23 protein-coding genes and 1 tRNA gene are annotated in these 22,268 nt (G+C 65.4%); 18 read left to right on the top strand and 6 right to left on the bottom strand.

Translation table 11 applies throughout. From position 1 onward, the window contains the following. The first annotated feature begins 29 nt into the window (after nucleotides 1-29). Together GGR13_RS04130 and pdeM are read left to right on the top strand one after the other, a co-directional pair. Entirely contained in the window at nucleotides 30-2,531 is a 2,502-nt protein-coding gene (locus tag GGR13_RS04130; RefSeq protein ID WP_343060291.1) for a ligase-associated DNA damage response DEXH box helicase, read from the top strand. Next, on the top strand, nucleotides 2,528-3,268 hold the full coding sequence (gene pdeM / locus GGR13_RS04125; RefSeq protein WP_183212155.1) for a ligase-associated DNA damage response endonuclease PdeM: 741 nt from the start codon (nucleotides 2,528-2,530) through the stop codon (nucleotides 3,266-3,268). The genes GGR13_RS04130 and pdeM overlap by 4 nt, the downstream gene beginning before the upstream one ends. Here pdeM and GGR13_RS04120 read toward each other — a convergent pair. Next, a complete protein-coding gene (locus GGR13_RS04120) occupies nucleotides 3,265-4,146 on the bottom strand; it encodes an alpha/beta fold hydrolase (RefSeq protein WP_246347653.1) in 882 nt (293 codons plus the stop codon). The genes pdeM and GGR13_RS04120 overlap by 4 nt on opposite strands. A gap of 122 nt (nucleotides 4,147-4,268) precedes the next feature. On the opposite strand from GGR13_RS04120, the gene GGR13_RS04115 reads away from it, so the two are divergent. Next, a complete protein-coding gene (locus GGR13_RS04115; protein ID WP_183212154.1) occupies nucleotides 4,269-4,715 on the top strand; it encodes a surface-adhesin E family protein in 447 nt (148 codons plus the stop codon). Here GGR13_RS04115 and GGR13_RS04110 read toward each other — a convergent pair. Further along, complete coding sequence (locus GGR13_RS04110) at nucleotides 4,712-5,764, bottom strand: serine hydrolase domain-containing protein (RefSeq protein ID WP_183212153.1); 1,053 nt, start codon at nucleotides 5,762-5,764, stop codon at nucleotides 4,712-4,714. The genes GGR13_RS04115 and GGR13_RS04110 overlap by 4 nt on opposite strands. A gap of 143 nt (nucleotides 5,765-5,907) precedes the next feature. Between GGR13_RS04110 and GGR13_RS04105 the strand changes: the two genes are divergently transcribed. Continuing rightward, nucleotides 5,908-6,663: a creatininase family protein gene (locus GGR13_RS04105; protein WP_183212152.1), complete on the top strand. Its 756-nt coding sequence runs from the start codon at nucleotides 5,908-5,910 to the stop codon at nucleotides 6,661-6,663. Nucleotides 6,664-6,683: 20 nt separating this feature from the next. Further along, the gene (locus tag GGR13_RS04100; RefSeq protein ID WP_246347652.1) at nucleotides 6,684-7,187 is read left to right on the top strand and encodes a phasin family protein; all 504 of its coding nucleotides are present in this window, start codon (nucleotides 6,684-6,686) and stop codon (nucleotides 7,185-7,187) included. Here GGR13_RS04100 and GGR13_RS04095 read toward each other — a convergent pair. From GGR13_RS04095 to tsaD, 4 genes are read right to left on the bottom strand one after another with little or no spacing between them, the layout of a single operon-like run. Continuing rightward, on the bottom strand, nucleotides 7,184-7,564 hold the full coding sequence (locus tag GGR13_RS04095; RefSeq protein WP_183212151.1) for a Rieske (2Fe-2S) protein: 381 nt from the start codon (nucleotides 7,562-7,564) through the stop codon (nucleotides 7,184-7,186). The genes GGR13_RS04100 and GGR13_RS04095 overlap by 4 nt on opposite strands. Beyond that, nucleotides 7,561-8,559 (bottom strand): NAD(P)H-dependent glycerol-3-phosphate dehydrogenase, encoded by a 999-nt coding sequence (locus GGR13_RS04090; RefSeq protein WP_183212150.1) that lies wholly within the window; start codon nucleotides 8,557-8,559, stop codon nucleotides 7,561-7,563. Before GGR13_RS04090 ends, GGR13_RS04095 begins: the two co-directional genes overlap by 4 nt. A gap of 7 nt (nucleotides 8,560-8,566) precedes the next feature. After that, the gene (locus GGR13_RS04085; RefSeq protein ID WP_183212149.1) at nucleotides 8,567-9,163 is read right to left on the bottom strand and encodes a YdeI/OmpD-associated family protein; all 597 of its coding nucleotides are present in this window, start codon (nucleotides 9,161-9,163) and stop codon (nucleotides 8,567-8,569) included. A 9-nt stretch (nucleotides 9,164-9,172) separates the two neighbouring features. After that, nucleotides 9,173-10,315, bottom strand: a complete 1,143-nt coding sequence (gene tsaD, locus GGR13_RS04080; RefSeq protein ID WP_183212148.1) for a tRNA (adenosine(37)-N6)-threonylcarbamoyltransferase complex transferase subunit TsaD — start codon at nucleotides 10,313-10,315, stop codon at nucleotides 9,173-9,175. A 62-nt stretch (nucleotides 10,316-10,377) separates the two neighbouring features. Here tsaD and hemC point away from each other — a divergent pair, with 62 nt between their 5' ends. The 13 genes from hemC (at nucleotide 10,378) to GGR13_RS04015 (ending at nucleotide 22,215) form a co-directional block, all read left to right on the top strand. Beyond that, nucleotides 10,378-11,340, top strand: a complete 963-nt coding sequence (gene hemC / locus GGR13_RS04075; RefSeq protein WP_183212147.1) for a hydroxymethylbilane synthase — start codon at nucleotides 10,378-10,380, stop codon at nucleotides 11,338-11,340. 2 nt (nucleotides 11,341-11,342) lie between these two features. After that, nucleotides 11,343-12,029 (top strand): uroporphyrinogen-III synthase, encoded by a 687-nt coding sequence (locus tag GGR13_RS04070; protein WP_183212146.1) that lies wholly within the window; start codon nucleotides 11,343-11,345, stop codon nucleotides 12,027-12,029. Nucleotides 12,030-12,070: 41 nt separating this feature from the next. After that, nucleotides 12,071-12,146 (top strand) — tRNA-Thr (locus GGR13_RS04065). A gap of 494 nt (nucleotides 12,147-12,640) precedes the next feature. Continuing rightward, on the top strand, nucleotides 12,641-13,942 hold the full coding sequence (locus GGR13_RS04060) for a radical SAM protein (protein ID WP_183212145.1): 1,302 nt from the start codon (nucleotides 12,641-12,643) through the stop codon (nucleotides 13,940-13,942). A gap of 196 nt (nucleotides 13,943-14,138) precedes the next feature. Further along, nucleotides 14,139-15,080, top strand: coding sequence for a hypothetical protein (locus GGR13_RS04055; RefSeq protein ID WP_183212144.1), 942 nt, complete (start codon nucleotides 14,139-14,141; stop codon nucleotides 15,078-15,080). 232 nt (nucleotides 15,081-15,312) lie between these two features. After that, nucleotides 15,313-15,783 (top strand): helix-turn-helix domain-containing protein, encoded by a 471-nt coding sequence (locus tag GGR13_RS04050; protein ID WP_183212143.1) that lies wholly within the window; start codon nucleotides 15,313-15,315, stop codon nucleotides 15,781-15,783. A gap of 49 nt (nucleotides 15,784-15,832) precedes the next feature. Next, nucleotides 15,833-16,282, top strand: coding sequence for a hypothetical protein (locus GGR13_RS04045; protein WP_183212142.1), 450 nt, complete (start codon nucleotides 15,833-15,835; stop codon nucleotides 16,280-16,282). Between the two features lie 67 nt (nucleotides 16,283-16,349). Next, the gene (gene metK / locus GGR13_RS04040; RefSeq protein WP_183212141.1) at nucleotides 16,350-17,537 is read left to right on the top strand and encodes a methionine adenosyltransferase; all 1,188 of its coding nucleotides are present in this window, start codon (nucleotides 16,350-16,352) and stop codon (nucleotides 17,535-17,537) included. Nucleotides 17,538-17,713: 176 nt separating this feature from the next. Further along, on the top strand, nucleotides 17,714-18,403 hold the full coding sequence (gene trmB, locus GGR13_RS04035) for a tRNA (guanosine(46)-N7)-methyltransferase TrmB (protein WP_183212140.1): 690 nt from the start codon (nucleotides 17,714-17,716) through the stop codon (nucleotides 18,401-18,403). Nucleotides 18,404-18,421: 18 nt separating this feature from the next. Continuing rightward, nucleotides 18,422-19,006, top strand: a complete 585-nt coding sequence (locus GGR13_RS04030) for a hypothetical protein (RefSeq protein WP_183212139.1) — start codon at nucleotides 18,422-18,424, stop codon at nucleotides 19,004-19,006. Between the two features lie 117 nt (nucleotides 19,007-19,123). Further along, nucleotides 19,124-19,714 (top strand): ribosome maturation factor RimP, encoded by a 591-nt coding sequence (gene rimP, locus GGR13_RS04025; RefSeq protein WP_183212138.1) that lies wholly within the window; start codon nucleotides 19,124-19,126, stop codon nucleotides 19,712-19,714. After that, a complete protein-coding gene (nusA, locus tag GGR13_RS04020; RefSeq protein ID WP_183212137.1) occupies nucleotides 19,714-21,489 on the top strand; it encodes a transcription termination factor NusA in 1,776 nt (591 codons plus the stop codon). The genes rimP and nusA overlap by 1 nt, the downstream gene beginning before the upstream one ends. Nucleotides 21,490-21,507: 18 nt before the next feature. Next, a complete protein-coding gene (locus GGR13_RS04015) occupies nucleotides 21,508-22,215 on the top strand; it encodes an RNA-binding protein (protein WP_183212136.1) in 708 nt (235 codons plus the stop codon). The last annotated feature ends 53 nt before the right edge of the window (nucleotides 22,216-22,268 follow it).

The raw sequence follows: 22,268 nt of genomic DNA, 5'->3' as shown, positions 1-22,268 counted from the left end.
GTCCTGTCCCCTTTGTGTGCGAAGGGGACGTGCCGGAGTTTTCCCTGACCGCCCTGCCGCCCCTCTTTGCCGACTGGTTTGCATCGCGCGGCTGGGCCCCGCGTCGGCATCAACTCGAGATGATCGTTGCGGCAGAAGCCGGCTCGCATGCCCTGCTTGTCGCCCCGACCGGCGGGGGCAAGACGCTGGCGGGGTTCCTGCCCTCGCTGATTGATCTGGCCGAACGCGGTACGAGGCCGGAGTTCGGACCCGGCAGCGGGGTCCACACCCTTTATGTCTCGCCGCTGAAAGCCCTGACCACCGACGTCGAGCGCAATCTGATGACGCCCATCCGCGAGATCGGGCTGAACATCCATGTCGAAAGCCGGACGGGCGACACCAAACAGTCCAAGAAGCAGAGACAACGGGAGTTTCCGCCCGACATCCTGCTGACCACGCCGGAGCAGCTGGCCCTGTTCTGTGCCTGGGAAGGGTCGCGGGCCTATTTTTCCGACCTGAAATGCATCGTCCTGGACGAGGTCCATGCCATCTGGAGCGGCAAGCGCGGCGATCTGCTGAACCTCGGCCTGGCGCGGCTGCAGAGTTTCTCGCCCGGCCTGAGACGCGTAGGGCTTTCGGCCACGATCGACGATCCGGACCTGATCCGGGGGTGGCTGAGCCCGGTCGAGCCCGAGGCTGTCCGGCTGGTGAAGGGGGACCCGGGAGCGCCCGCGATCGTCGATGTCCTGATCAGTGAGGGCAAGGTACCCTGGGCCGGGCATACCGGCCAGCATGCCATCCCCGAGGTCTATGCCACGATCAAGAAGGCCGGCCTGTCGCTTATCTTCGTCAACACCCGCTGGCAGGCCGAGTTCGTGTTCCAGTCCCTGTGGGCCATCAATGACGATGACCTGCCGATCGCCCTGCATCACGGGTCGCTGGCCGCCGAACAGCGCCGCAAGGTCGAGGCGGCCATGGCGCGCGGCGATCTGCGGGCGGTGGTCTGTACCTCGACTTTGGATCTCGGCATCGACTGGGGGGATGTCGACTTGGTGATCCAGATGGCCGCGCCGAAGGGGGCGTCGCGGCTGGTGCAGCGGATCGGTCGGGCCAATCACCGGCTGAACGAGCCTTCCCGAGCCCTGATGGTGCCGGCCAGCCGGTTCGAGATGCTGGAATGCCAGGCGGCGCGCGAGGCCGTGGCCGACAATGCCTTCGACTGGGAGCCACATCATGCGGGGACACTGGACACCCTGGCCCAGCACATCATGGGCGTGGCCTGTGCCGAGGCCTTCGACATGGAGGTCCTTTATGAAGAGATCCGGGGCTGCGCGCCCTATCGGGGCCTGAGCTGGGAGACGTTCGAGGAGGTCGTCGATCTGGTGGCGACGGGGGGCTATGCGCTCCGCACCTACGACCGGTTCGCCCGGATCGTCCGGACGAAGGAGGGGCGCTGGAAGGTGCGCACGGCGCAGATCGCCCAGCACCACCGAATGAATGTCGGGACGATCGTCACGGCGGCGACCTTGAACGTGCGCGTCGGGTCTCGTCGCGCCGGCGGCAAGCTGATGGTCTCGGGCCGCAAGGTGGGCGAGGCCGAGGAAAACTATTTCGAGCAGATGTCACCGGGCGATACCTTCGTCTTCGCCGGTCAGGTCTGGGCCTTCCAGGGCATTACCGGCACCGACGCCCTGGTCACTCATGCCCAGGACAAGGATCCCAAGATCCCATCGTGGGGCGGGTCGAAATTCCCGATGTCGACGTCGCTGGCCACGCGGGTCCGCGACATGATCCAGGACCGGGATCACTGGCGGGTTCTGCCGGCCGACGTCCAGGAATGGCTGGAACTTCAGGAGGCGCGATCAGCCATACCGGATGCGGCTTCGATGCTGGTCGAGACCTTCCAGCGCGGCACCCGGCATTTCCTCGTGGCCTATCCGTTCGAGGGCGGGCTGGCGCACAATACGCTGTGCATGCTGCTGACCCGAAGGCTGGACCGGGCGGGCGTGGGACCGCTTGGCTTCGTCTGCACCGACTATTCCCTGGCCATCTGGTCCATCAAGCCGATGGACGGGCTGGATTTCGAGGCGCTTTTCCAGCCGGACATGCTGGGCGACGACCTGGAAGCCTGGCTGGAAGAGAGCTTCATGATGAAGCGGACCTTCCGCAATTGCGCCCTGATCTCGGGCTTGATCGAACGTCGCCAGCCAGGAGCCGAGAAGTCAGGCCGGCAGGTGACCTTTTCCACGGACCTGATCTACGACGTGCTTCGCCGCCACCAGCCCGACCATCTTCTGCTCAGGACAGCCCGGGCCGATGCGGCGGCCGGCCTGCTGGACGTCGCAAGGCTGGGACAGCTGCTGACGCGGATCGCCGGCCAGATCCGTCCTGTTGCCCTGAGCCGGGCCTCTCCCTTCTCGGTGCCGGTTCTCGTCCAGATCGGGCGGGAGCGCGTGGGGGGCGATGCGGCCGACATGATCCTCGAGAACGCGGCCGAGGACCTGATCGCCGAGGTCATGAACGAGGCCGAACCCGGGGTCGTGGCGGCATGAATGCCCTGTTGCAGCAGACCCTTTCACCCACACGGCGCGCCTGCGGGTCGCTGAATGTCCGCATCATGGGCGAGGCCTGTGTCCTGCGCTGCTCCGGGGCCCTCTGGCTGCCCGAGACAGGAACCCTGATCGCGGCGGACCTGCATCTGGAAAAGGGGTCTGCCTATGCGCGCCGCGGCCAGATGCTGCCCCCCTACGACAGCCGCGTCACGCTCGCCAAACTGCGGGCGGAAGTGGAAGATCTGCGTCCCCGACAGGTCATTCTGCTGGGCGACAGCTTTCATGACCGGGGATCACTGGCGCGATTGGCGCAGGCGGACAGGCTCGAGATCGCGGCATTGACCGCATCCTGCGACTGGATCTGGCTGACCGGCAACCACGACCATGAAGCCCTCAACGGGGCCGCTGATCCGGACTGGCCGCTGCCGGGCAGGGTGGTCGAGGCGATGGACATCGGTGCGCTGACACTCGTTCATGAACCCGAAGCGGGCGATCGTCCGGGCGAGGTGGCCGGCCACCTGCATCCCTGCGCAACGGTCGTGGCGCACAATCGCGGGGTCCGGCGGGCGTGTTTCGTCACGGACGGACGGCGGATCATCCTGCCCGCCTTCGGCGCCTTCACGGGCGGACTCGATGTGCGGCACGCGGCGTTTTCGGGGTTGTTTGCCGAGCCGCCCATGCTGGCAGCGCTGGGCCGGGACCGGGTTCACGCCCTTGCCTGGAATTCAGTGCGCTAGGACAGGAACCGGGTCACGGCGGCTTCGAACCGCGTGGGCTGATCGATCATGACCATGTGCTCGGCCCCTGCGATCGGCTCGAATCGGGCCGGCTCGCGAAGGCTGGCGAAGCTGGATCGGAACAGCTGGTCGATCCGCGCCCGCGGCGACGCAGCGTCTTCGGACCAGCCATAGACCACGGTGACGGGAGCGGTGATCTCGGGCAGGCGCCAGCGCAGATCGGTCGTCATGACCTCGTACAGACCCTGGGCCAGGGTCCCGCGATCCCCGCCCTGCCAGCCCAGCGATCCGAACACGCTGTCGGCGGCACCGCCCAATGACTGGCCCAGCATCGTCCCCTGGCTGCGCAGGGCTTCGTCTCCCAGGAACAGTATGGCCTGGTAGGCGATGCGCGCGATCGGCTCGACGTCACCGACGGTGGCCCCGGGCGAAACCAGGGCCGGGAAGAAGGGCGAGGCGTCGACCACCATCACCCGTCCGACCTGCGAACCCGCATCGGCTGCCAGGCGCAAGGCGATCAGCCCACCCATCGAATGACCGATCACGGCAGGCGCAGACAACCGACGTGCGGTGATGTAGCGCCGCAGCTCCGTAGCGGCAGGGCCGGCAATCTCGCCTTGGGCGTTGGCTGCGACCGGCACGTCTCCGAACCCGCGAATGCTGACCAGATGCACGGTGTGACGATCGTCCAGCCGGTCCGCGGTCCGTTTCCAGATTTCGGGGGTCGAGGCCAGACCCGGAATAAGGATCACATCCGGGCCGCGTCCGCGGGTCTCGACCACGATCCGGTCGGATCGGAATGCGGTCGGAGTCTGGGCTTGTGCCAGGGGAGCGAAGGCGAACACCGCCGCCAGAACAACGAAAAAGCGCAACATCATCCGTACCTAATGCATGATCATGTCAGAAGTCGCACAAGGGTGCTCCACACCCTTGCCAAGCCATCCGGTCGCTGATGATATCGCGCCATCGTGCATGGGGCTGTTCCGGGGAGGACTGGCGGGTGAAATTCAGATCAGCAATTCTATGGGGTGTCGCGGCAAGCCTGGCAGCCGGCGGAGTGGCGGCCGCCCAGGAGTGGCATGCCATATCCCGCAATGCCGAGCGGGTCTATCTGGCCGACGTCGGGGGGATGGGCGTGGTCGATGATGTGACCACCATCATGGTGGCACGCGTCTCGCGCAGGCCCGCGTCGCCAACCGATTTCAGCTACACGGCCGATGAATACGCCTACCGCTGCGCTTCCAATCAGGTCCGGCCCGGGGCGTCGGTCGAGTATGGCGAGGACGGCACCGAAACCAGCCGGTTCGAGGATGGCGGAGATTGGGAGACGGTCCGGCCCGACACCCTGGATGCCTTCGTCAAGCAGGTGGCGTGTGATGGCGAGCGTGCCAATCCGCCTGTGTTCCCGTCGATCAAGGCCTTCATGGAAGCCGGACGCGGCAACTAGGCTCCGCGTTCGGCCGCAGGGATCAGGGTCCGATCCAGCAACTGGTGCAGCCGGTCGACATGATCGGTCCTCTCGCTGACGGGTGACGGGTCCGACGTCATGACCACGGTCATGTCCAGGCTCGGCACGACGAAGACCATCTGGCCGCCATACCCCCAGGCGAAATAGACCGGTCGATCACCCACCGTCTTAATCCACCAGCCATAGCCATAGGGGTTGCCACTCCAGCGCGAGGTGCCGCGGCCGTTCCACGACGCCTCGACCCAGCCTTCAGGCAAGACGCGCTGGCCCTCATGGACGCCGTCGTTGCGGTAAAGTTCGCCGAACTTCAGCAGGCCGCGTGGCGACATCAGCATGTCGTTGCCACCGAAATAGATGCCCTGGGGGTCTGCCGGCCATTGGGGGATGGCGATGTCCAGCGGCTGGCCGAGCCATGCCACGGCGCTGGCGTGGGTGGAACGATCCGCGGCCTCGGTCAGGACCGCCGACAGCAGGTGCGAGGTGCCGCTGGAATAGATCATTCGCCCGCCCGGCTCGGCCTCGAACGGCTGGGCCAGCGCATACCGGACCCAGTTCGGGCTCGAGACCCAGGCCCCGTAGTTGCCCCCCGAGGTTGACCCCAGCCCGGCCTGCATCGACAGCAGATGGCCGACGGTGATCGTCGCGAGTCGTGGGTCGGGATTGGTCGGAAAGCGCTCGCCGAGGAAGTCCGAGATCGGCTGATCCGGGCCCTCGATCAGTCCCTGGCCGATGGCAATTCCGGCCAGGGCCGCGAGCACGGACTTGGAGGCAGACTTGATGTTGACCGGGGTGTCCAGTGAGGGTCCGCGATAGACCCGTTCCGCCACGACCTCACCGTCCCGGGCCACGATGACGCTGTGCAGACGCGGCAGGGTCTCGGCCTCGGACAACGCCTCTGCCAGCAGGCCGGCGTCCAGGCCCGTCGTGGATGATCGTGCCTGGACGGGCGGGTTTCCCGCCCGGTTTGTTTCGGAACAGGCCGGGGCTGCCATCAGCAGAACAGCCGTGAGAGAGAGGGCGCGGATCATGGGGTCATCAACCCGCGCCTTGCGGTGACGTTGCGGCGATCTGCTGCGACGTTTTGGCGACCGGCTTCCAGGAGACAGCGGGGTTCGGGGTGCGAGCCGCGGCAATTCGGTCTATCTGCCACCGCAAACCGATGGAGCTTCCCATGCTGATCCCCTTTGCGTCCTGGCCCGAAATCGATGCCCGGATAAAGACAAACAAGGCCATCGTCGTGCCGATCGGCTCTAACGAACAGCACGGACCGACCGGCCTTCTGGGCACCGACTGGCTGTGTCCGGAAATCATCGCCCATGCGGCCGAGCGGCGCGACGAAAGCCTGACCGTGGCTCCGACCTTCAACATCGGTATGGCCCAGCATCACCTCGCGTTTGCGGGGACCATCAGCCTGCGGCCCTCCACCTTCATGGCGGCCATCACCGACTGGGTGTCTTCGCTGAGCCGGCACGGGTTCGAACGGATCTATTTCCTGAACGGTCACGGTGGCAATGTCGCCACCATCGAGGCGACGTTCGCCGAGATCTATGCGGAATGGAGTTTCGTCGAGGAGGCCCCGCCCTTCGTGCTGAAACTGAAGAACTGGTGGGACCTGCCGGGCGTGAACGCCCTGTGCAACGCGATCTTCCCGACGGGTCACGGCATGCACGCGACCCCGTCCGAAATCGCCGTCACCCAGGCGGCCTACCCCGACCGGATCAAGACGGCGGACTATGCCCCGAAGATTGCCCCGTCGGGACCGATCCGGGATGCGCTCGACTATCGCGCACGGTTCCCGGATGGGCGGATCGGATCCGACCCGGGGCAGGCCAGTCCGGAAAAGGGCCAGCAAATCATCGACGCCGCCGTGCCGGCGCTTCTCAAGGATGTGGCGGCCTTTGCCGCCGAGGTCTTGCCGGGACGGTGAATACGGCCCAAGGCAGCCCCATGACCCAGTTCTCCAAGGCCCTGCGCGACAGTCAGCAGATGACCAGCAACGCTCATTCCGCTGCGCTTTCGGCTTTGAATGGCGGCGAGATGATGAAGGCCGCCTCGGACGTTATCGCCGCACGGCTGGAGATCATGGCGGCCGGTCTAGCCAATCCGGGTCAGGCAGACCTCACCGAAATGTCTCTCATGAGCTCGGAAAAGGTCGAGGCCCTGTCCGCCTCGGCTGCGACGCTCTCGTCGAACATGGGCGAACTGGGCGGACGACTGTCCCGGAACGCCATGGAGGAACTGGCGCTGGCGTCGCGCGCGGCCTCGTCGATGGCGACAGCAGGAACCCCAGCGGGTGTGGCCCAGGTCCAGTTCAACTATGCGGTCGGCTGGTGGAGCCGCGCGGCCAGCCAGATGCTGACCCTGAACACGGAAATGCTGAAGGCCCAGGCCGATGCGATGAAGCCGATCCACGCCACCGCCGTGGCCAATGCCAAACGCCTGAAACGCTAGGCCGTCCGCACGATCCCGTCCGCAACCGTGACCGGCCAGGGCGTCAGTTTCCCGCCAGCACAGGGGCCGCCGACGCAGGATCCGGTGATCGGCTCGAAGACGGCCCCATGCCAGCCGCACAGGATCTGCGACCCGTCCGGCGTCAGATAGCGGTCCAGTTCGATGGCGATCGGAAACCCGGCGTGGGGACAGCGATCCACCCAGCCCGCAACGACCCCGCCCTTTCTGACGACAAACCCGTGGAAGAAGGCCTCGCCGATCTGGAGCACGAAGCCGCGCGATCCGGGATCGGCGAGATCGGTCTCGGCACAGAGGGCCACCCCCGCCGGGGTCGCCCAGACGCGCTTGCGCTCGGTCGATACCGGGGCCGCGCTCAATGCCGTTCGACCTTGAGCGGGCGCGACAACAGGCCGTCGATGGCGACGTCGACCGTGATCTCCCCGTTGAGAACAGCTGCCACGGCCTCGCAGATGGGCGTCTCGACCCCGAGCGAGCGGGCAAGGTCGCGCACCGCTGGGGCGCTCTCATACCCTTCCGCGACCGAGCGCTTGCCTGCCAGCGCCTGTTCGACGGACTGGCCCTGGCCGAGCGCCAGACCCAGGCTCATGTTTCGCGACTGGGGGCTCGAGCAGGTCAGGACCAGATCGCCCAGCCCGCACAGGCCGGCCACCGTGGTTGCCTCCGCTCCCAGCGCGACGGCGAACCGGGTCATCTCCGCAAAGCCTCGGGTGATCATGGCGGCCTGGGCGCTGCGGCCCAGCGCCCGGCCCTCGACGATGCCGCAGGCGATCGCCAGCACATTCTTCATCGCCCCGCCGGCCTCGGCGCCGATCAGGTCGGTCGCCAGATAGGGCCGGAAACCGGGGGCCGACAGCGTCCGCATCAAGGCCTCGCCCAGCACCGGGTCGCTACAGGCCAGGGTCACGGCCGTCGGCAGGCCCCGCGCCACCTCGGCGGCGAAGCTCGGTCCGGACAGGACCGCCTGCGGTGCGTCCGGCAGCGTCTCGGACAGCACCTCGGTCATCAGCTTCAAGGACCCGCGCTCGATCCCCTTGGAGCATAACACGACCGGCACGCCGGGCCGCCAGAACGGCGCGAAGGCTTCGAGCGTCGGCCGCATGAACTGGGCGGGCGGGACGGCCAGAATCAGGTCGCATCCCGCCAGATCGGCCAGATCGGCTGTGACCTGCACGTGATCGTCCAGCACCACGTCGGGCAGAAAGGCGGCATTGATCCGGTGGTCGCGGATGCTGTCCACGACATCGCCTTCCCGGGCGTGCAGCAGGGTCTCGAGTCCGGCCCAGCCTGTGACCTGGGCCAGCGCCGTACCCCAGGCTCCTGCCCCGATCACGCCTGCCTTGCGAAATTCCATCGACCTCTCACTCCTTGCCGGATGGTCGCTTGGACCACTGATTGGCCCTCTGGCCAAGCGCTGCGCGTTCTGCCGTTTCTTTGACGCGGCCGGCCCGCGTCTCTGGACGTTTCGCCAGGGCGATCCATTCGAGGATCGAGCGTCGCGCCGATGGCGGGAAAGCCTGAAATTTGTTCCGGGCATCGGGATGGCGATCGAAGGCCTGCGCCAGGTCTTCGGGAACCGTCAGATCACTGGCCCCGTCCAGGGCGGCCCAGCTTCCGTCCTGCCGCGCCGCCTCGATCTTCGCCAGCCCCGGCGCGGCCATTTGCCCGGCCGCCATCAACCGCTCGATCCGTGCCTTGTTGACGCCGGACCAGCCGCTGCCGGGCTTGCGGGGTGACAGCCGGATCATCGACCGGTCAGAATCCAGCTTGCGCGGCTGACTGTCGATCCAGCCAAAACACAGGGCTTCCTCGACAACCGCGTCCCACGACAGATGATGCGCCGTGTGCGCCTTCCAGGTGATCAGCCAGATACTTTCCGTTCGGGCATGGTTCGCCATCAGCCAGGCCCGCAAGGCCTCACGGGACCGAACCTTGACCGTTTCGGGCTCTCTGCTCATTTCGCCCTCTCAGGCCTTCGCGCCCTTGCGACTCGCGGGATGAACAGGATCGGCCAGGGCGCGCGCCTCGTCCAGCGGCCAGCGCGGTCGGGCTGCCGTGTCGATATCCGATGTCATCCCGCGTTGCAGACGCTCTGCGCCGGCCAGGGCGATCATCGCCGCATTGTCCGTGCAATAGGCCATCGGCGGAGCGAGGAAGCCGAATCCGTGCCGGGCCGCCGTGGCCTCGAGTGTGGATCGCACGGTCCTGTTGGCCGCAACGCCGCCGGCGACGACCAACAGTCGCTGCCTGTCATCCGGGGGTGCGGCTTCGGCATAAGCGATCATGGCGCGCTCGGATCGATCGGACAGTTGGCGCGCGATCGCGGTCTGGACGGCATCGGCCAGGTCTGCGCGGTCCTGATCGGTCTGGCAGGTCTGGGCGAGGCGGGAAGCCGCCGTCTTCAGACCGGAAAACGAGAAGTCACAGTCCTTGCGGCCCAGCAGGGCACGGGGCAGGTCGAATCTCGCGCCGTCTCCGGTGGCGGCCAGACGCTCCAGCGCCGGCCCGCCGGGATAGCCCAGACCCATGGCCTTGGCGATCTTGTCGAAGGCCTCGCCTGCTGCGTCGTCGATGGTGGTGCCGAGCCGGCTCATGTCGCCGATCCCCCGCACGTCCAGCAACTGGCAATGGCCGCCAGAGACCAGCAGCAACAGAAAGGGATAGGCCACCCGGGCACCCAGCCGCGCCGAGACCGCGTGCCCTTCCAGATGATTGACGGCCACCAGCGGCAGGCCCCGCGCCAGGGCGACGGCCTTGCCGAAGCTCAACCCGACCATGACGCCGCCGACCAGCCCCGGTCCCGCGGTCGCGGCCACGCCATCGAGACCAGCGTAACCCACGTCAGCCTCGGTCATGGCCCGACGGGTGACGCCGGCGATCATCTCGACATGGCTGCGCGCCGCGATCTCGGGCACGACACCGCCATAGGCTGCATGGTCTTCGATCTGGGAATGGATCACGCTGGACAGAACGGTTGCCTGACCATCGGGCGTCAGCCGCACGACCGAGGCCGCCGTCTCGTCGCAACTGGTCTCCAGACCGAGCACGGTCAGAAACGGAGGCTTGCCGCCCGCCTGTATCTCGCTGCTATAGTCGGTGACCATTTCCATCGGGGTCGAGGTAGCGACCCTGTCCTCCAGAAGCAAACGCGCGGCCCATATGACGGAATGCCATGACTGAACGCCTGCGTATCGGCACGCGCCGCTCCAAACTGGCCCTGACACAATCCGGGATGATGCAACGGGCCATCGCCGCGGCCATGGGCGTGACTCCCGCCGACGTCGAGACGGCCGTACCCCTGGTCCATATCGTGACCACCGGTGACCGGGTCCAGGACCGCCGGCTGCTGGAAATCGGCGGCAAGGCGATGTTCACCAAGGAGATCGAGGAGGCCCTGCTCGACGGTCGCGTGGATGTCGCCATCCATTCGATGAAGGACGTCCCGGCCATCCAGCCACCCGGTCTGATGATCGCCGCCATTCCCGAGCGCGAGGACGCGCGCGATGCCTTCGTCAGCCACCACTACGAAACCTTCGCCGACCTGCCGATGGGGGCCCGTCTCGGCACCGCCTCGCTGCGGCGCGGGGCCCAGGCGCTCGCGCTTCGGCCCGACCTGCAGATCGAGATGCTGCGGGGCAATGTGGACACCCGCCTGCAGCGGCTGGCCGACGGAGATTTCGACGCCATCCTTCTGGCGACCTCCGGCCTGAACCGGCTGGGCCTCTCCGGGGTCATTTGCGAACGTCTGTCTCTGGACACCTTCCTGCCGGCTCCGGGTCAGGGAGCCCTGGCGATCCAGACCCGCGAGGGCGAGGCGGACCGGATCCGCAATGCAGACTGGGTCGCGGCCCTGAACCACCCGCTGACCTCCCTGGCCGTTGCGGCTGAGCGCGGAGCGATGGTGGCGCTGGAAGGGTCCTGCCACACCGCCATGGGGGCCCATGCCACGATCGCCGACGGCCGGATGCTGCTGACGGCCGAGATGCTGGCCCCGGACGGATCGGCGCGCTGGCGGCGTTCGGGCGAATTGCTGGACATCGAAGCCGCCGATGCCGAGGCGTCTGCGGCCCTTCTGGGCGAGACGATCGGCTCGCAGATCCAGGCGGTCGCCGGCGACCAGCGTGTCGACGCCTGACCATGCCGCCGATCCGGCGCGTCTGGGTGACCCGCGCTGAACCGGGCGCGACCCGGACAGCCGAAGCCCTGACGGCCTTGGGATTCGAGCCGGTGGTCCAGCCGCTGCTCGCCGTCCGCTTCCTGGCGCCGCCGCTCTATCTGGACGGCGTCGACACCCTCGGCTTCACCAGCCGAAACGGAGTCGCCGCCTTCGCGGCCCTCACGCCCGATCGCCACTGGCCCGTCCTGACGGTCGGAGACGCCACCGCCGTCGCGGCCCGGGAGGCGGGGTTCGTCACGGTCACCTCGGCATCGGGCGCGGTCGGTGACCTCGCGACCCTGATCCGCGAGACACACGGCTCGGGAACCACGCTCCTGCACGTCTCGGCACGGGTGGCGGCTGCTGACCTGGGCAGCCATGTCGGCGACGGTGTCACCGTGCGGACTCTGGTCGCCTATGAAACAGTTGAGACCGGCTGCACGCCGCCTCAGGCATTCGAGGCCATTCTCGTCCATTCGCCCCGGGCCGCCCGGATCCTGGCCACCCTTCTGACCCCCGATCTGGCCGGTCGCTGCATGGCCGTCGCGATTTCCGACGCTGCCGCCCTTGCGCTACGGTCGTTGGGGCTGGCGTCGCTGAGGGTCGCGGCTCAACCGAATGAAGCTTCGGTCACAGCGGCGCTTGGCAAGCCCGGCTCGCCCGTATAAAGACCCCTTCTCGCGACGGGTCCAAGACCCGAAACGTCAAGGCCGCTTTAGCTCAGCCGGTAGAGCATCGCATTCGTAATGCGGGGGTCAGGTGTTCGAGTCACCTAAGCGGCACCACTTCGGTTCCATCGGTAACGGGTCACGAACAGGCTGAGGCCCGGGCGTGTTCACGCGCGCGGATCCCGCGATGTGCAGCCGGCGGCAGGGAAGTGAAAACCTCCGGCCGCCTTGACGGCCGCCGCGATCAGCAGTGCGGCGAAGCTGTGAGACCCGCGACCGAAACGTTCAGAACCGCGTCGATCCCCTCATGGCGCTCGCCTCGCGTGCGAAGCGCACAGCATGCGGATGAAGCCCGATGCCAACGCCCAGCCGTTCGGCTTGCCATAGCGGTCGGCTTTACCCAACCTAGAATTGATCTCCAGTGCCCCTGGACGGAGGTTGGTTCACGTGTGGGGGGCCTTTCCGGGGACATTGGATCAGGGCGCAGCTTCAGAGCTCTAAGCCCTGGATTGTATTTTCCGGCTTGCATTTGGCTTGGAGACTGTCAGGGTAAGCACGTTCAGGTTGTTCGCGAAGTCAGCAAGCGTCATTTATCTTATGGGTGAGCGCCAATGTCAGAGAACGATGGGCCGTTCGTGCTCTCCGAGGACTTCAGCTATCGGCGAGAAGCGTTCGGCGCCTCGGTCTTTTGCGCAAGTGATCATAGCGTGCGCTTCTTCGATCACGCTGCGGCCACCTGTATCGAAGCCCTGTTCTCGCCCACCCGGCCGGATGTCGCCATCACAAGGCTTTCGGGTCAGTTTCAGGATTCCATGGCCCTCAGAACCTTCGTCGAAGGTGCCGTGGCGAGTCGGATGTTTGTTGAGGGAAATGCTCCCCATCCTGCAGCCCAGCAATTCTATACAGACCGCACAAGATTTCACCGCTCGCATCTGGTTGCGCCGCTGGCCATCGAGTTCGAGCTCACGCTTCGATGTCGAAGGGTCTGCACCTACTGCGCCTATGACTCTCACCCCGGTGTGAGCCCCAGGGGCGAACTGGCCCTGGCCCAATACGAGGATGCGTTTCGAGCGGCGAGAGCCGCAGGTGTCTTCTATCTTCGATTCACGGGCGGCGATCCTCTTCTGCGTGCAGATGCCCTCGAGATCATCACCCTCGCCAGTGACATGGGGTTCTCGGTTGCCGTCGCATCCGACCTCAGTCTGATTACCGATGCCCAGATCACGGGCCTTGCAGCCCTGCCCAACCTGACCTTTCTGCAAACGACCCTGGACGGCCCGGACCCTGAAACAGCCGATATGCAGCGAGGCCATGGCAGTTTTCGCTGTGTGGTTTCGGGTATTCGACGGCTGAGGCAATCGGGCGTCCCCGTGATGGTCGGGACGGTCCTCACGTCTGTGAACAAGTCGAGAATCTATGAGACCGCCCTCGCCTTGCAGCCCTTCGACGTAAGCTACTGCGTCTCGCCCCTCTACAGCGCGGGGCGAGGCCGAATGCTTGAAGCGCTCATCCCGTCCAACGCTGATCTTGCGGAAGCCTACGAACAGTTCGCCCGGGCCGTGTCGGACGGGCTCGTCCGACCGGCGGACCCGGGATGGCGGGCCATCGCTGAAAGCGCCAGCCCGGCTGCCCGTGAGACGCTCTGGCGAAGTCAGCCGTGGCTGATCCGCAGCCCCGATCGCATCCTCAGGATCACCCCTCATGGCCAGGCCTATGCCGGCATTCAGGCCAAGGAAATGCTCGGTGAAGAGGTGAATGTTGGAAATGTCCTCGAGTCTTCGATCGACCGTATCTGGAACGAATCGACCACTCTGAATGCGCTTCGTCAGCAGGCTTCAGAGCACGAGTATTATGGCAACGTCTTGATCACTCAGAGCAGAAAAGGAGCCGTCAATGAGCGAGTATATTCGTAAATCTTCAAGGCAGGACCTTGGAAATCAGGGTCAGACCTGGGAACAGATCTCAAAGGTGCCCCCTTTCCAGCGGCCTAAACCGATCTTTGACCGGCCCATGGAGATCACTGTCGGCATGCTGCGGGGACTCCGCATGGTCGATGAGACCGTCATCGTCTACGGGGGCCCTCCAAAACAAGCCCGGGAGAACTAGACCATGTCTCTTCTGGTTAGTGCCCATAATCCGATGACGGGCCCACGACACCTCGGCCATTACGCCAGCACATTGTCCGGCTGGGAAAAGCTCTCCTCGGACCATCAGATCGTCGCGGTCATTGACGACCTGATTCCGGCGCTCCTTTACCCCGGAGCGCGCGACGCGATCCAGGAACGCACCCTGGCCGTCGTCCGCGAATGCCTGGCCATGAACATCGACTTCAGCGGGGAACATCACATCCTTCTGACGTCCATGGCTCCCGAGGCCCACGAGACCGCCTTCTTTCTGTCCATGGGCATGGATTTTGGCTGGGCCAAGGCCCTCTACCGGGAGTCCTTTGCCGGACTGCTGTCCACGTATCAGCGCGCCGAACTCGGCCTTGCGCGCACCCCGTCGCTTGCCGAGGTTGCCTACCCGCAATGTCATCTGGCTGCTCTCACTCTGGGGCTCGGCGCAGAGACCTTCCAGGGCGGTGAGGAAATGCGCGGCTACATGGACATCATGGCCGTCGCCTCCCAGCGATACCCCGACCTGATACTGCCGGAATTTCTGGGGGATGCGACCTTCGTGCTCGGGACGGATGGCCAGCACATGGCGTCCGAGAACGCCATCTTCATTTCGGCTCCGCTTTCCGAGATCGAGGACCAGATGCGCCAGGTGCGTTCCATCGCTGTGTTCGAGAACTGGGCGAGTGCACTGGGTTCCGAGGAACTGCAGCGCGCATTGGGATCGAAGGCGCAGGCCAGTCCCGAAGACCATCTGAACGCGTTGCAAGGGGTCGCTGTGGAGGTTCTCTCAGGCACACTCCGCCGGTTTCGTTCGCCCTCGAAATCTGACGCCGACATCGTGGACATCCTTGAAAAGTCCTCGAACTTTGCGCGTGCACGGCTTCAGGAAACGGCGGCGCGTCTCAAGAAGCAGGAGGGAATCACGGGATTCTAGAGCGAGCCTCGTGCGGGCCGGCCCAAGGCCTTGATCACCGCTTCACGCCTCGATAGCCGGCGATGCTGTCCTGGTGGTGCGAGCACCGGATATTGGGTGTGCAGCAGCTGCACCCATCTCATCCCATTCCGTGGATAGGATGTGACCCACGCTTGACTCACCTGTGCGGGGTTCCGCTGGACGTTCGGCAAGCGTCATCATAGTCTGTGCGTTGTACCTGTAGGATTTTTGCATGCCGACCGCCCTGACGCCGCGCCAGGAAGAATGCCTGCGTCTGACGCGGCTACTGACCGACCGTGAGATCGCAGCGCAACTCGGCGTGTCCGAGCCGACGGTAAAGAAGCATGTGCTCGAGGCCTGCCAGCGGCTCGGCGTCAACCGGCGCAAGGCTGCGCTTGCGATCCTCGAAGACCTTGACGCGGAAGCCCGAGTCTCAGACCCGGTTGCGGGCGTATCGGGGACCCTGGATCCGTCCACGGAGTCTCTTTCCTCAATCGCGGATGGCCGGCTCGGCTATAGACCGCCTCCGCGAGATCCTCTTGTGCGGGCGGTCATGATCGCCGTGGCGACAGTTGTCTGTGCCGTGCTGGTCACGACCCTGACGGGCCTGGTTGCCAGCCAACACCGGCAAGTCCGCTCGATCGAGGCCGCTCTCGGGACCCTGCCGGACTCGCCTTCGCCGTCGGTTACGGTCTTCCGCTGATGCCCCATGCATGGTGCGGCCTGCTCCACCGTAAAGCGAACGGTCGTCAGTGACGCCTCTTCAGAGCTTCTTTCTCGTTTCGACCCTGGCGATTTTCGCGATCGGCTGGCTGAAGGGCGGCCATATCGAGCGACAGGCCGTGCTCGTCCTGCTCATGGCCTATGTCGCGGCCCTGTTCGTCCAGGATCTCGACCGCGCCGCCCATCAGATCGCCGTGGCAATCGTCGATGGGGTCCTTCTTCTGGCCCTGATCTGGATGGCCCTGCGATACGATCGCTGGTGGCTGCTGGTTGCGGTCGCCTGTCAGGTCCTGGCCATGATTGCTCACGGGGCCCTGTGGCTGAATCCGGACATCGGCCTCCGGTCCAATGTGGTGACGCGGTGGCTCTTCGGACTGATCCAGCTCTACGCCCTGGCCGGGGGAGTGGTCGAGCGCTGGCTGGCAGGCGAGCCTGCGGCCTCCCCGGGTCTGCAACCTCGAGGGGCCGAGACGGGTTGAACATATAAGCATATCTTTATATGTCTGCGCGCATAACGTCCGCTGATCCTCCCTCTGGAGCCTGCCCTTGTCCCGTTCGTCGTTCCTCTTCACTTCGGAAAGCGTTTCCGAAGGCCACCCCGACAAGGTCGCGGACCGCATCTCGGACACGGTCGTTGATCTGTTCCTGGCGCGCGATCCCGAAGCCCGGGTGGCCTGCGAAACGCTGACGACGACCAATCTGGTGGTGCTGGCCGGCGAGATCCGCGGCAAGGGCATCTGGGAAAACGACGGCTGGGCTCCCGGCATCGAAGCCGAGATCGAGGCCGCGGTCCGCGCCGCGGTGCGTGACATTGGCTATGAGCAGGACCAATTTCACTGGGACACCTTCGAGTTCATCAACCGGCTCCACGGGCAGTCAGTGGATATCGCTGTCGGCGTCGACGCAGCCGGTGACAAGGATGAAGGCGCCGGCGACCAGGGCATCATGTTCGGCTATGCCTCGAACGAGACGCCGGAGCTGATGCCCGCGACCCTTCAGTACAGCCACAATATCCTGAAGAAGCTTGCCGAGGTTCGCCACGCCGGCGGCACGCTTCTGGAGCCCGATGCCAAGAGTCAGGTCACGATCCAGTACGAGGATGGCAAGCCCGTCCGTGCGACCTCGATCGTGCTGTCGACCCAGCATGCCAAAGGCCGCGCCGCCGATGTGGCTGACTTCGTCAAACCCCTGATCCTCGAGGTCCTGCCCGAGGGCTTCACCGACGCGGACACCGTCTGGCACATCAATCCGACCGGTATCTTCGAGATCGGGGGTCCCGACGGCGACACCGGCCTGACCGGGCGCAAGATCATCGTCGACACCTACGGCGGGGCCTCGCCCCACGGTGGCGGTGCCTTCAGTGGCAAGGACCCGACCAAGGTCGACCGTTCGGCCGCCTATGCCTGCCGCTACCTGGCCAAGAATGTCGTGGCCGCCGGTCTGGCCGACCGCTGCACCATCCAGATCAGCTATGCCATCGGCGTGGCCAAGCCCCAGTCGATCCACGTCGACCTGCATGGCACCGGCAAGATTTCCGAGAGCGTCCTCGAAGACAAGATCCTGGGCCTGATCGGCGGGGCGACGCCGCGCGCGATCCGCGAGCATCTGGGCCTGAACAAGCCGATCTATGCCCGCTCGGCGGCCTATGGGCATTTTGGGCGCGAGCCCGACGCCGATGGCGGCTTCAGCTGGGAACGCACCGATCTGGTGGATCAACTCAAGGCACTTGCCTAGGCATCAGTGGCCCTATTCCCTTTCGGGATACGGTGGCACGCAAAGCGTGACCGATGAGGGGTCGCCCCCTTGTCGGTCGCTCTATTTCAACGGCGACCCCGCAGGCCCGTGGGACCCCTCATCCGCCCCTCCGGGGCACCTTCTCCCGCACCGGGAGAAGGACCTGGATTGCAGCCATGTCCGACGAAACCCAACACCGCCCGCTCCGGACCTTCGGCCGCATCAAGTCGCGGCCGATCAAGGCGAAACAGGCTGTCCTGTTCGATACCCTGATGCCCGGTATCGCCCTGCCTGATCCGAAGGCGGGGCCAATCGACCCGCTGGCCCTGATGCCGGCTGCCAGGGGCGTCTGGCTGGAGATCGGCTTCGGCGGCGGTGAACATCTGGCGGCCCAGGCAGCACGGCACTCCGACATTCTGATGATCGGCTGCGAGCCGTTTCTGAACGGCGTAGCCTCGGCCCTGCGGCACATTGATGAGGGCGGACTGGAGAATGTACGGCTTCATGCCGATGATGCGCGCGACGTGATCGCAGCCCTGCCGGATCGTTCGCTGGACCGGATCATGATCCTGTTCCCCGACCCCTGGCACAAGGCGCGACACAACAAGCGCCGCCTGCTGAGCGATGCCGTCGCCGTCGAGATCGCCCGGCTGCTGAAGCCGGGTGGCACCCTGCGGTTCGTCACCGACTGGAAGGACTATGCCGACTGGGCGCTGGAGCGGCTGGAGCGGACGCCAGGTCTCGTCCGCACGGGTAACGTCGCCGACTGGCACGCCGCGCCGAACGATCATGTGACCACCCGCTATGAGGAAAAGAAGCTCGGTGACATCGCGCCGATCTTTCTGGAGTTCACTTCAAGCGTGTAATCCGCTACCGTTCCCGCCATGAAGCGCAAGGCCAGACGCCAATCGAGCCAGCCCCGGATCGATATTCGGGGGTTTTTGCTGGCTGCGATCTTTGTGTCTCCAATTTCGTTCTGGTTCTTCCTCGTTACGGGAGTGGGTTACGCCCTCGTGCAAGGAGAGAGCGTCCCAGTGAATGATCTTTCGGTCTTTCTCGGCATGTCGCTAGTTCTCACCGTTGTTGTCGCGGGTTTTGGAATCGTTCCGGCATGCCTGTTCGGGGCGATCGGTCTCTGGCTGTTCGAGTCATTGCGAAAGGGACGGGTCTTTGCGCCATGGATTTTTGCTGCGTCGGGTGCCGGGGTGGCTGGGGTCTATGTCGGCGTCGCATTGGCCGGGAGGCAGATGGCCAGAGCGACAGGCTTCATGTTTTCAACCGCACCCTGGGCCGACTTCGCCCTGGCGAGCCAGGAAAGGTCGCTGGCAGGCGGCAGGACCCTACTCTGGATCATAGGCTGTATCCTTGCCGCAGGGGTGGTCGCTGGTTTGATTTATGATCGTTCGGTGCGGCGACCACCTGCCGCTGGAAAAAGGGCAGAGATTCCCGCGAATGACGAACGGGGCTGACAAGCCTCTTCCTTTCCCCTATATCGCCTTCAACATCGTTAGACCGGCGTCCAACGGCGTCGTTTCAAAGCGGCGGCCGCGGATGGCCTGCCGCTTTTTTATTGGAGTTTTCGCCTCTTGCGCGGAAAGACGCCTGAAGACCGCGATCTGCTTGAACTGCTCGACCCCGTTGCGGAGTCGGTCGGCCTCGACATCGTGCGAATCCGCCTGATGGGCGGAACGCTGCGTCGGCGGCTGCAGATCATGGCCGAGCGACCCAGCGATCACGACATTGCTGTCGAGGAATGCGCGCGTCTGAGCCGCGCCGTCTCCGAGGTGATGGACGCCGCGGACCCGATCGCTGGTGAATATCTGCTGGAAGTGTCGTCGCCCGGGATCGATCGGCCCCTGACGCGCAAGATCGATTTCGAACTATTCGAAGGCCATGAGGCCCGGCTCGAGACCGACCGCATGATCGAGGGCCGCAAGCGGTTCAAGGGTCTGCTGGCCGGGGTCGAGGGCGACAATATCGCCATCGACCTGGACGGCGAGGAAGACACGGCCCTGATCCCGTTCGACTGGCTGGTTGATGCCAAGCTGGTCATGACCGATGCCCTGCTGAAGCGGGGCGCCGAGCTTCGCGCCGCGCGGGGCGAACCCGAAGATGACGGCCTGCCCGAGGGCGGGCCCGATACCGACACCACCCCGACTTCTGAGGACAACGCCTGATGGCCGTCACCGGTATTTCCGCCAACCGTCTCGAACTGCTCCAGATCGCCAATGCGGTCGCCCAGGAGAAGAATATCGATCGCGAGATCGTCATCGAGGCGATCGAGGAAGCGATCCAGAAGGGCGCCAAGTCGCGCTATGGCGCGCATCACGACATCCGCGCCAAGCTGGATCCCAAGACCGGCGAACTGGCCCTGACCCGTCACGTCACCATCGTGGCCGACGACTGGCAGCCGGAAGACGAGCTGGAAGAGTTCAATGACTCGGCCATGGTCCGCCTGACCGACGCCTCCAAGCGCGATCCCGAAGCCACGGTCGGCAAGGAGTATGTCGAGACCCTGCCGCCGTTCGAATTCGGTCGCGTCCAGACCCAGATGGCCCGCCAGGTCGTGACCGGAAAGGTCCGCGAGGCCGAGCGCGCCAACCAGTATGAAGAGTTCAAGGATCGCGTCGGCGAGATCGTCAACGGCACGGTCAAGCGCGTCGAATACGGCAACACCATCGTCGATCTGGGCCGGGGCGAGGGCATCATGCGCCGCGACCAGTCGATCCCGCGCGAGGTGTTCAACATCGGCGACCGGATCCGCACCTACATCTACGACGTCCGGCCCGAGGCCAAGGGCCCGCAGATCATGCTCAGCCGCGCCCACCCGGGCTTCATGGCCAAGCTGTTCGCTCAGGAGGTGCCTGAGGTCTATGACGGCGTGATCGAGATCCGCGCCGCCGCCCGTGACTCCGGCTCGCGCGCCAAGATGGCCGTGCTCTCGAACGACAGCTCGATCGATCCCGTCGGCGCCTGCGTCGGCATGCGCGGCTCGCGCGTCCAGGCGGTCGTGGCCGAGCTGCAGGGCGAGAAGATCGACATCATCCAGTGGAACGCTGACGAACCGACCTTCATCGTCAACGCCCTGGCTCCTGCCGAGGTCTCCAAGGTCGTCATCGACGAGGAAGCCGACCGCGTGGAAGTCGTGGTGCCGGACGAGCAGCTGTCGCTGGCCATCGGTCGCCGCGGCCAGAACGTTCGCCTGGCCTCTCAGCTGACCGGCTGGCAGATCGACATCATCACGGAATCGCAGGACTCCGAACGCCGCCAGAAGGAATTCGCCGAGCGCACGACCCTGTTCCAGGAGGCCCTGGACGTTGACGAGGTCATCGCCCAGCTGCTGGTGACAGAAGGCTTCGCCACGGTCGAGGATCTGGCCTTCGTGGAATCCTATGAAGTCGCCGAAATCGAAGGCTTCGACGAGGACACGGCCGAAGAGCTGCAGGCCCGCGCCCGTGACTTCCTTCAGAAGCAGGCCGCCGAACTGGATGCCAAGCGCGTCGACCTGGGCGTGCTGGACGAGGTCATGGCCGTTCCGGGCGTGACCGGCGCGATCGCTGTCGCCCTGGGCGAAGGCGGTGTGAAGACGGTCGAGGATCTGGCCGATCTGGCCACGGACGAGATCCGGGGCGGTTACGAGGTCAAGAACGGCGAGCGCGTGAAGGTGCCCGGCGTGCTGGAAAGCTTCAACCTCAGCCAGGAAGACGCCGAGATGCTGATCCTTCAGGCCCGCGTTGCGGCTGGCTGGATCGACGCTTCGGAACTGCCGCAGGCCCCTGAGGAAGATTACGACGACACGGGCTACGCCGAAGGTGAATATGACGCCGACGCCGTATTTGGTGACGCTCCGGAAGTGGCGCTGGATGGTGACGAGGGGCTCGAAGAAGCCGCCCTCGAGAACGGCGACGCGGAGGTCTTCGCCGAAGACCTCGCACAGTCCCGCGACGCGTGATGGAAGCCGGGACCGTCCATGAGCCTGCGAGACGCCACATCGGATAGGGAGCGCCGCGACCTGGTCACGCACCAGGTCATGGATGAATCCTGTCTGATCCGCTTCGTCGCAGGACCGGACGGTTCGGTCGCGCCCGATCTCGGCAGGAAGCTGCCGGGCCGAGGCATGTGGGTGGCGGCGGATCGGCAGTCTATCGAGACCGCAGCGCGCAAGGGACTGTTCTCCCGATCCGCCAAGACAAAGCTCTCTGCGGCAGCCGATCTGGCAAATACCGTGGAAAATCTGCTTGTTCGGCGCTGTCTGGATCAGCTGGGCCTTGCCCGGCGCGAAGGCGTGCTTATCTCGGGGTTTGAAAAGTCGGCAGCGGCGATCCGCTCCGGCAAGGCGGCCTGGCTGGTCGAGGCGACCGATGGGGCCGCCGATGGGCGCGGGAAGCTGCTGGCGTTGGCCCGCCACCAGACCACCAAAGTCTGCGGCGTTTTCAGCGCCGACGATTTGAGTTTGGCCCTGGGGCTGGAAAATGCGATACACGTCGTCCTGCTGAAAGGCGGGCGGGCTGATCGCTGGACCTCCGAGGTTGAACGACTGGCGGGATTTCGACCGCTTCGTCCCCCGGAATGGGACCAGGACTACCGGCCCGCAGCCGGCGATCCCGGTTCCGGTGCAGGCGGCGGGTCGGACGAGGACCCAGATTTGGCTTTTGGCGGGCGGGGTTCCGTTTCCTGAAAGGGGAGCGGAGCGGCGCACGACTTTTTGTGTTTGACGAGGCGATGGTGGAA

Origin of the sequence: Brevundimonas variabilis (assembly GCF_014199945.1) — a bacterium.
GTDB classification, from domain to species: Bacteria; Pseudomonadota; Alphaproteobacteria; order Caulobacterales; family Caulobacteraceae; genus Brevundimonas; species Brevundimonas variabilis.
The sequence above is the reverse complement of the archived record's forward strand: the minus strand, read 5'-3'. Positions and strand labels throughout refer to the sequence as shown.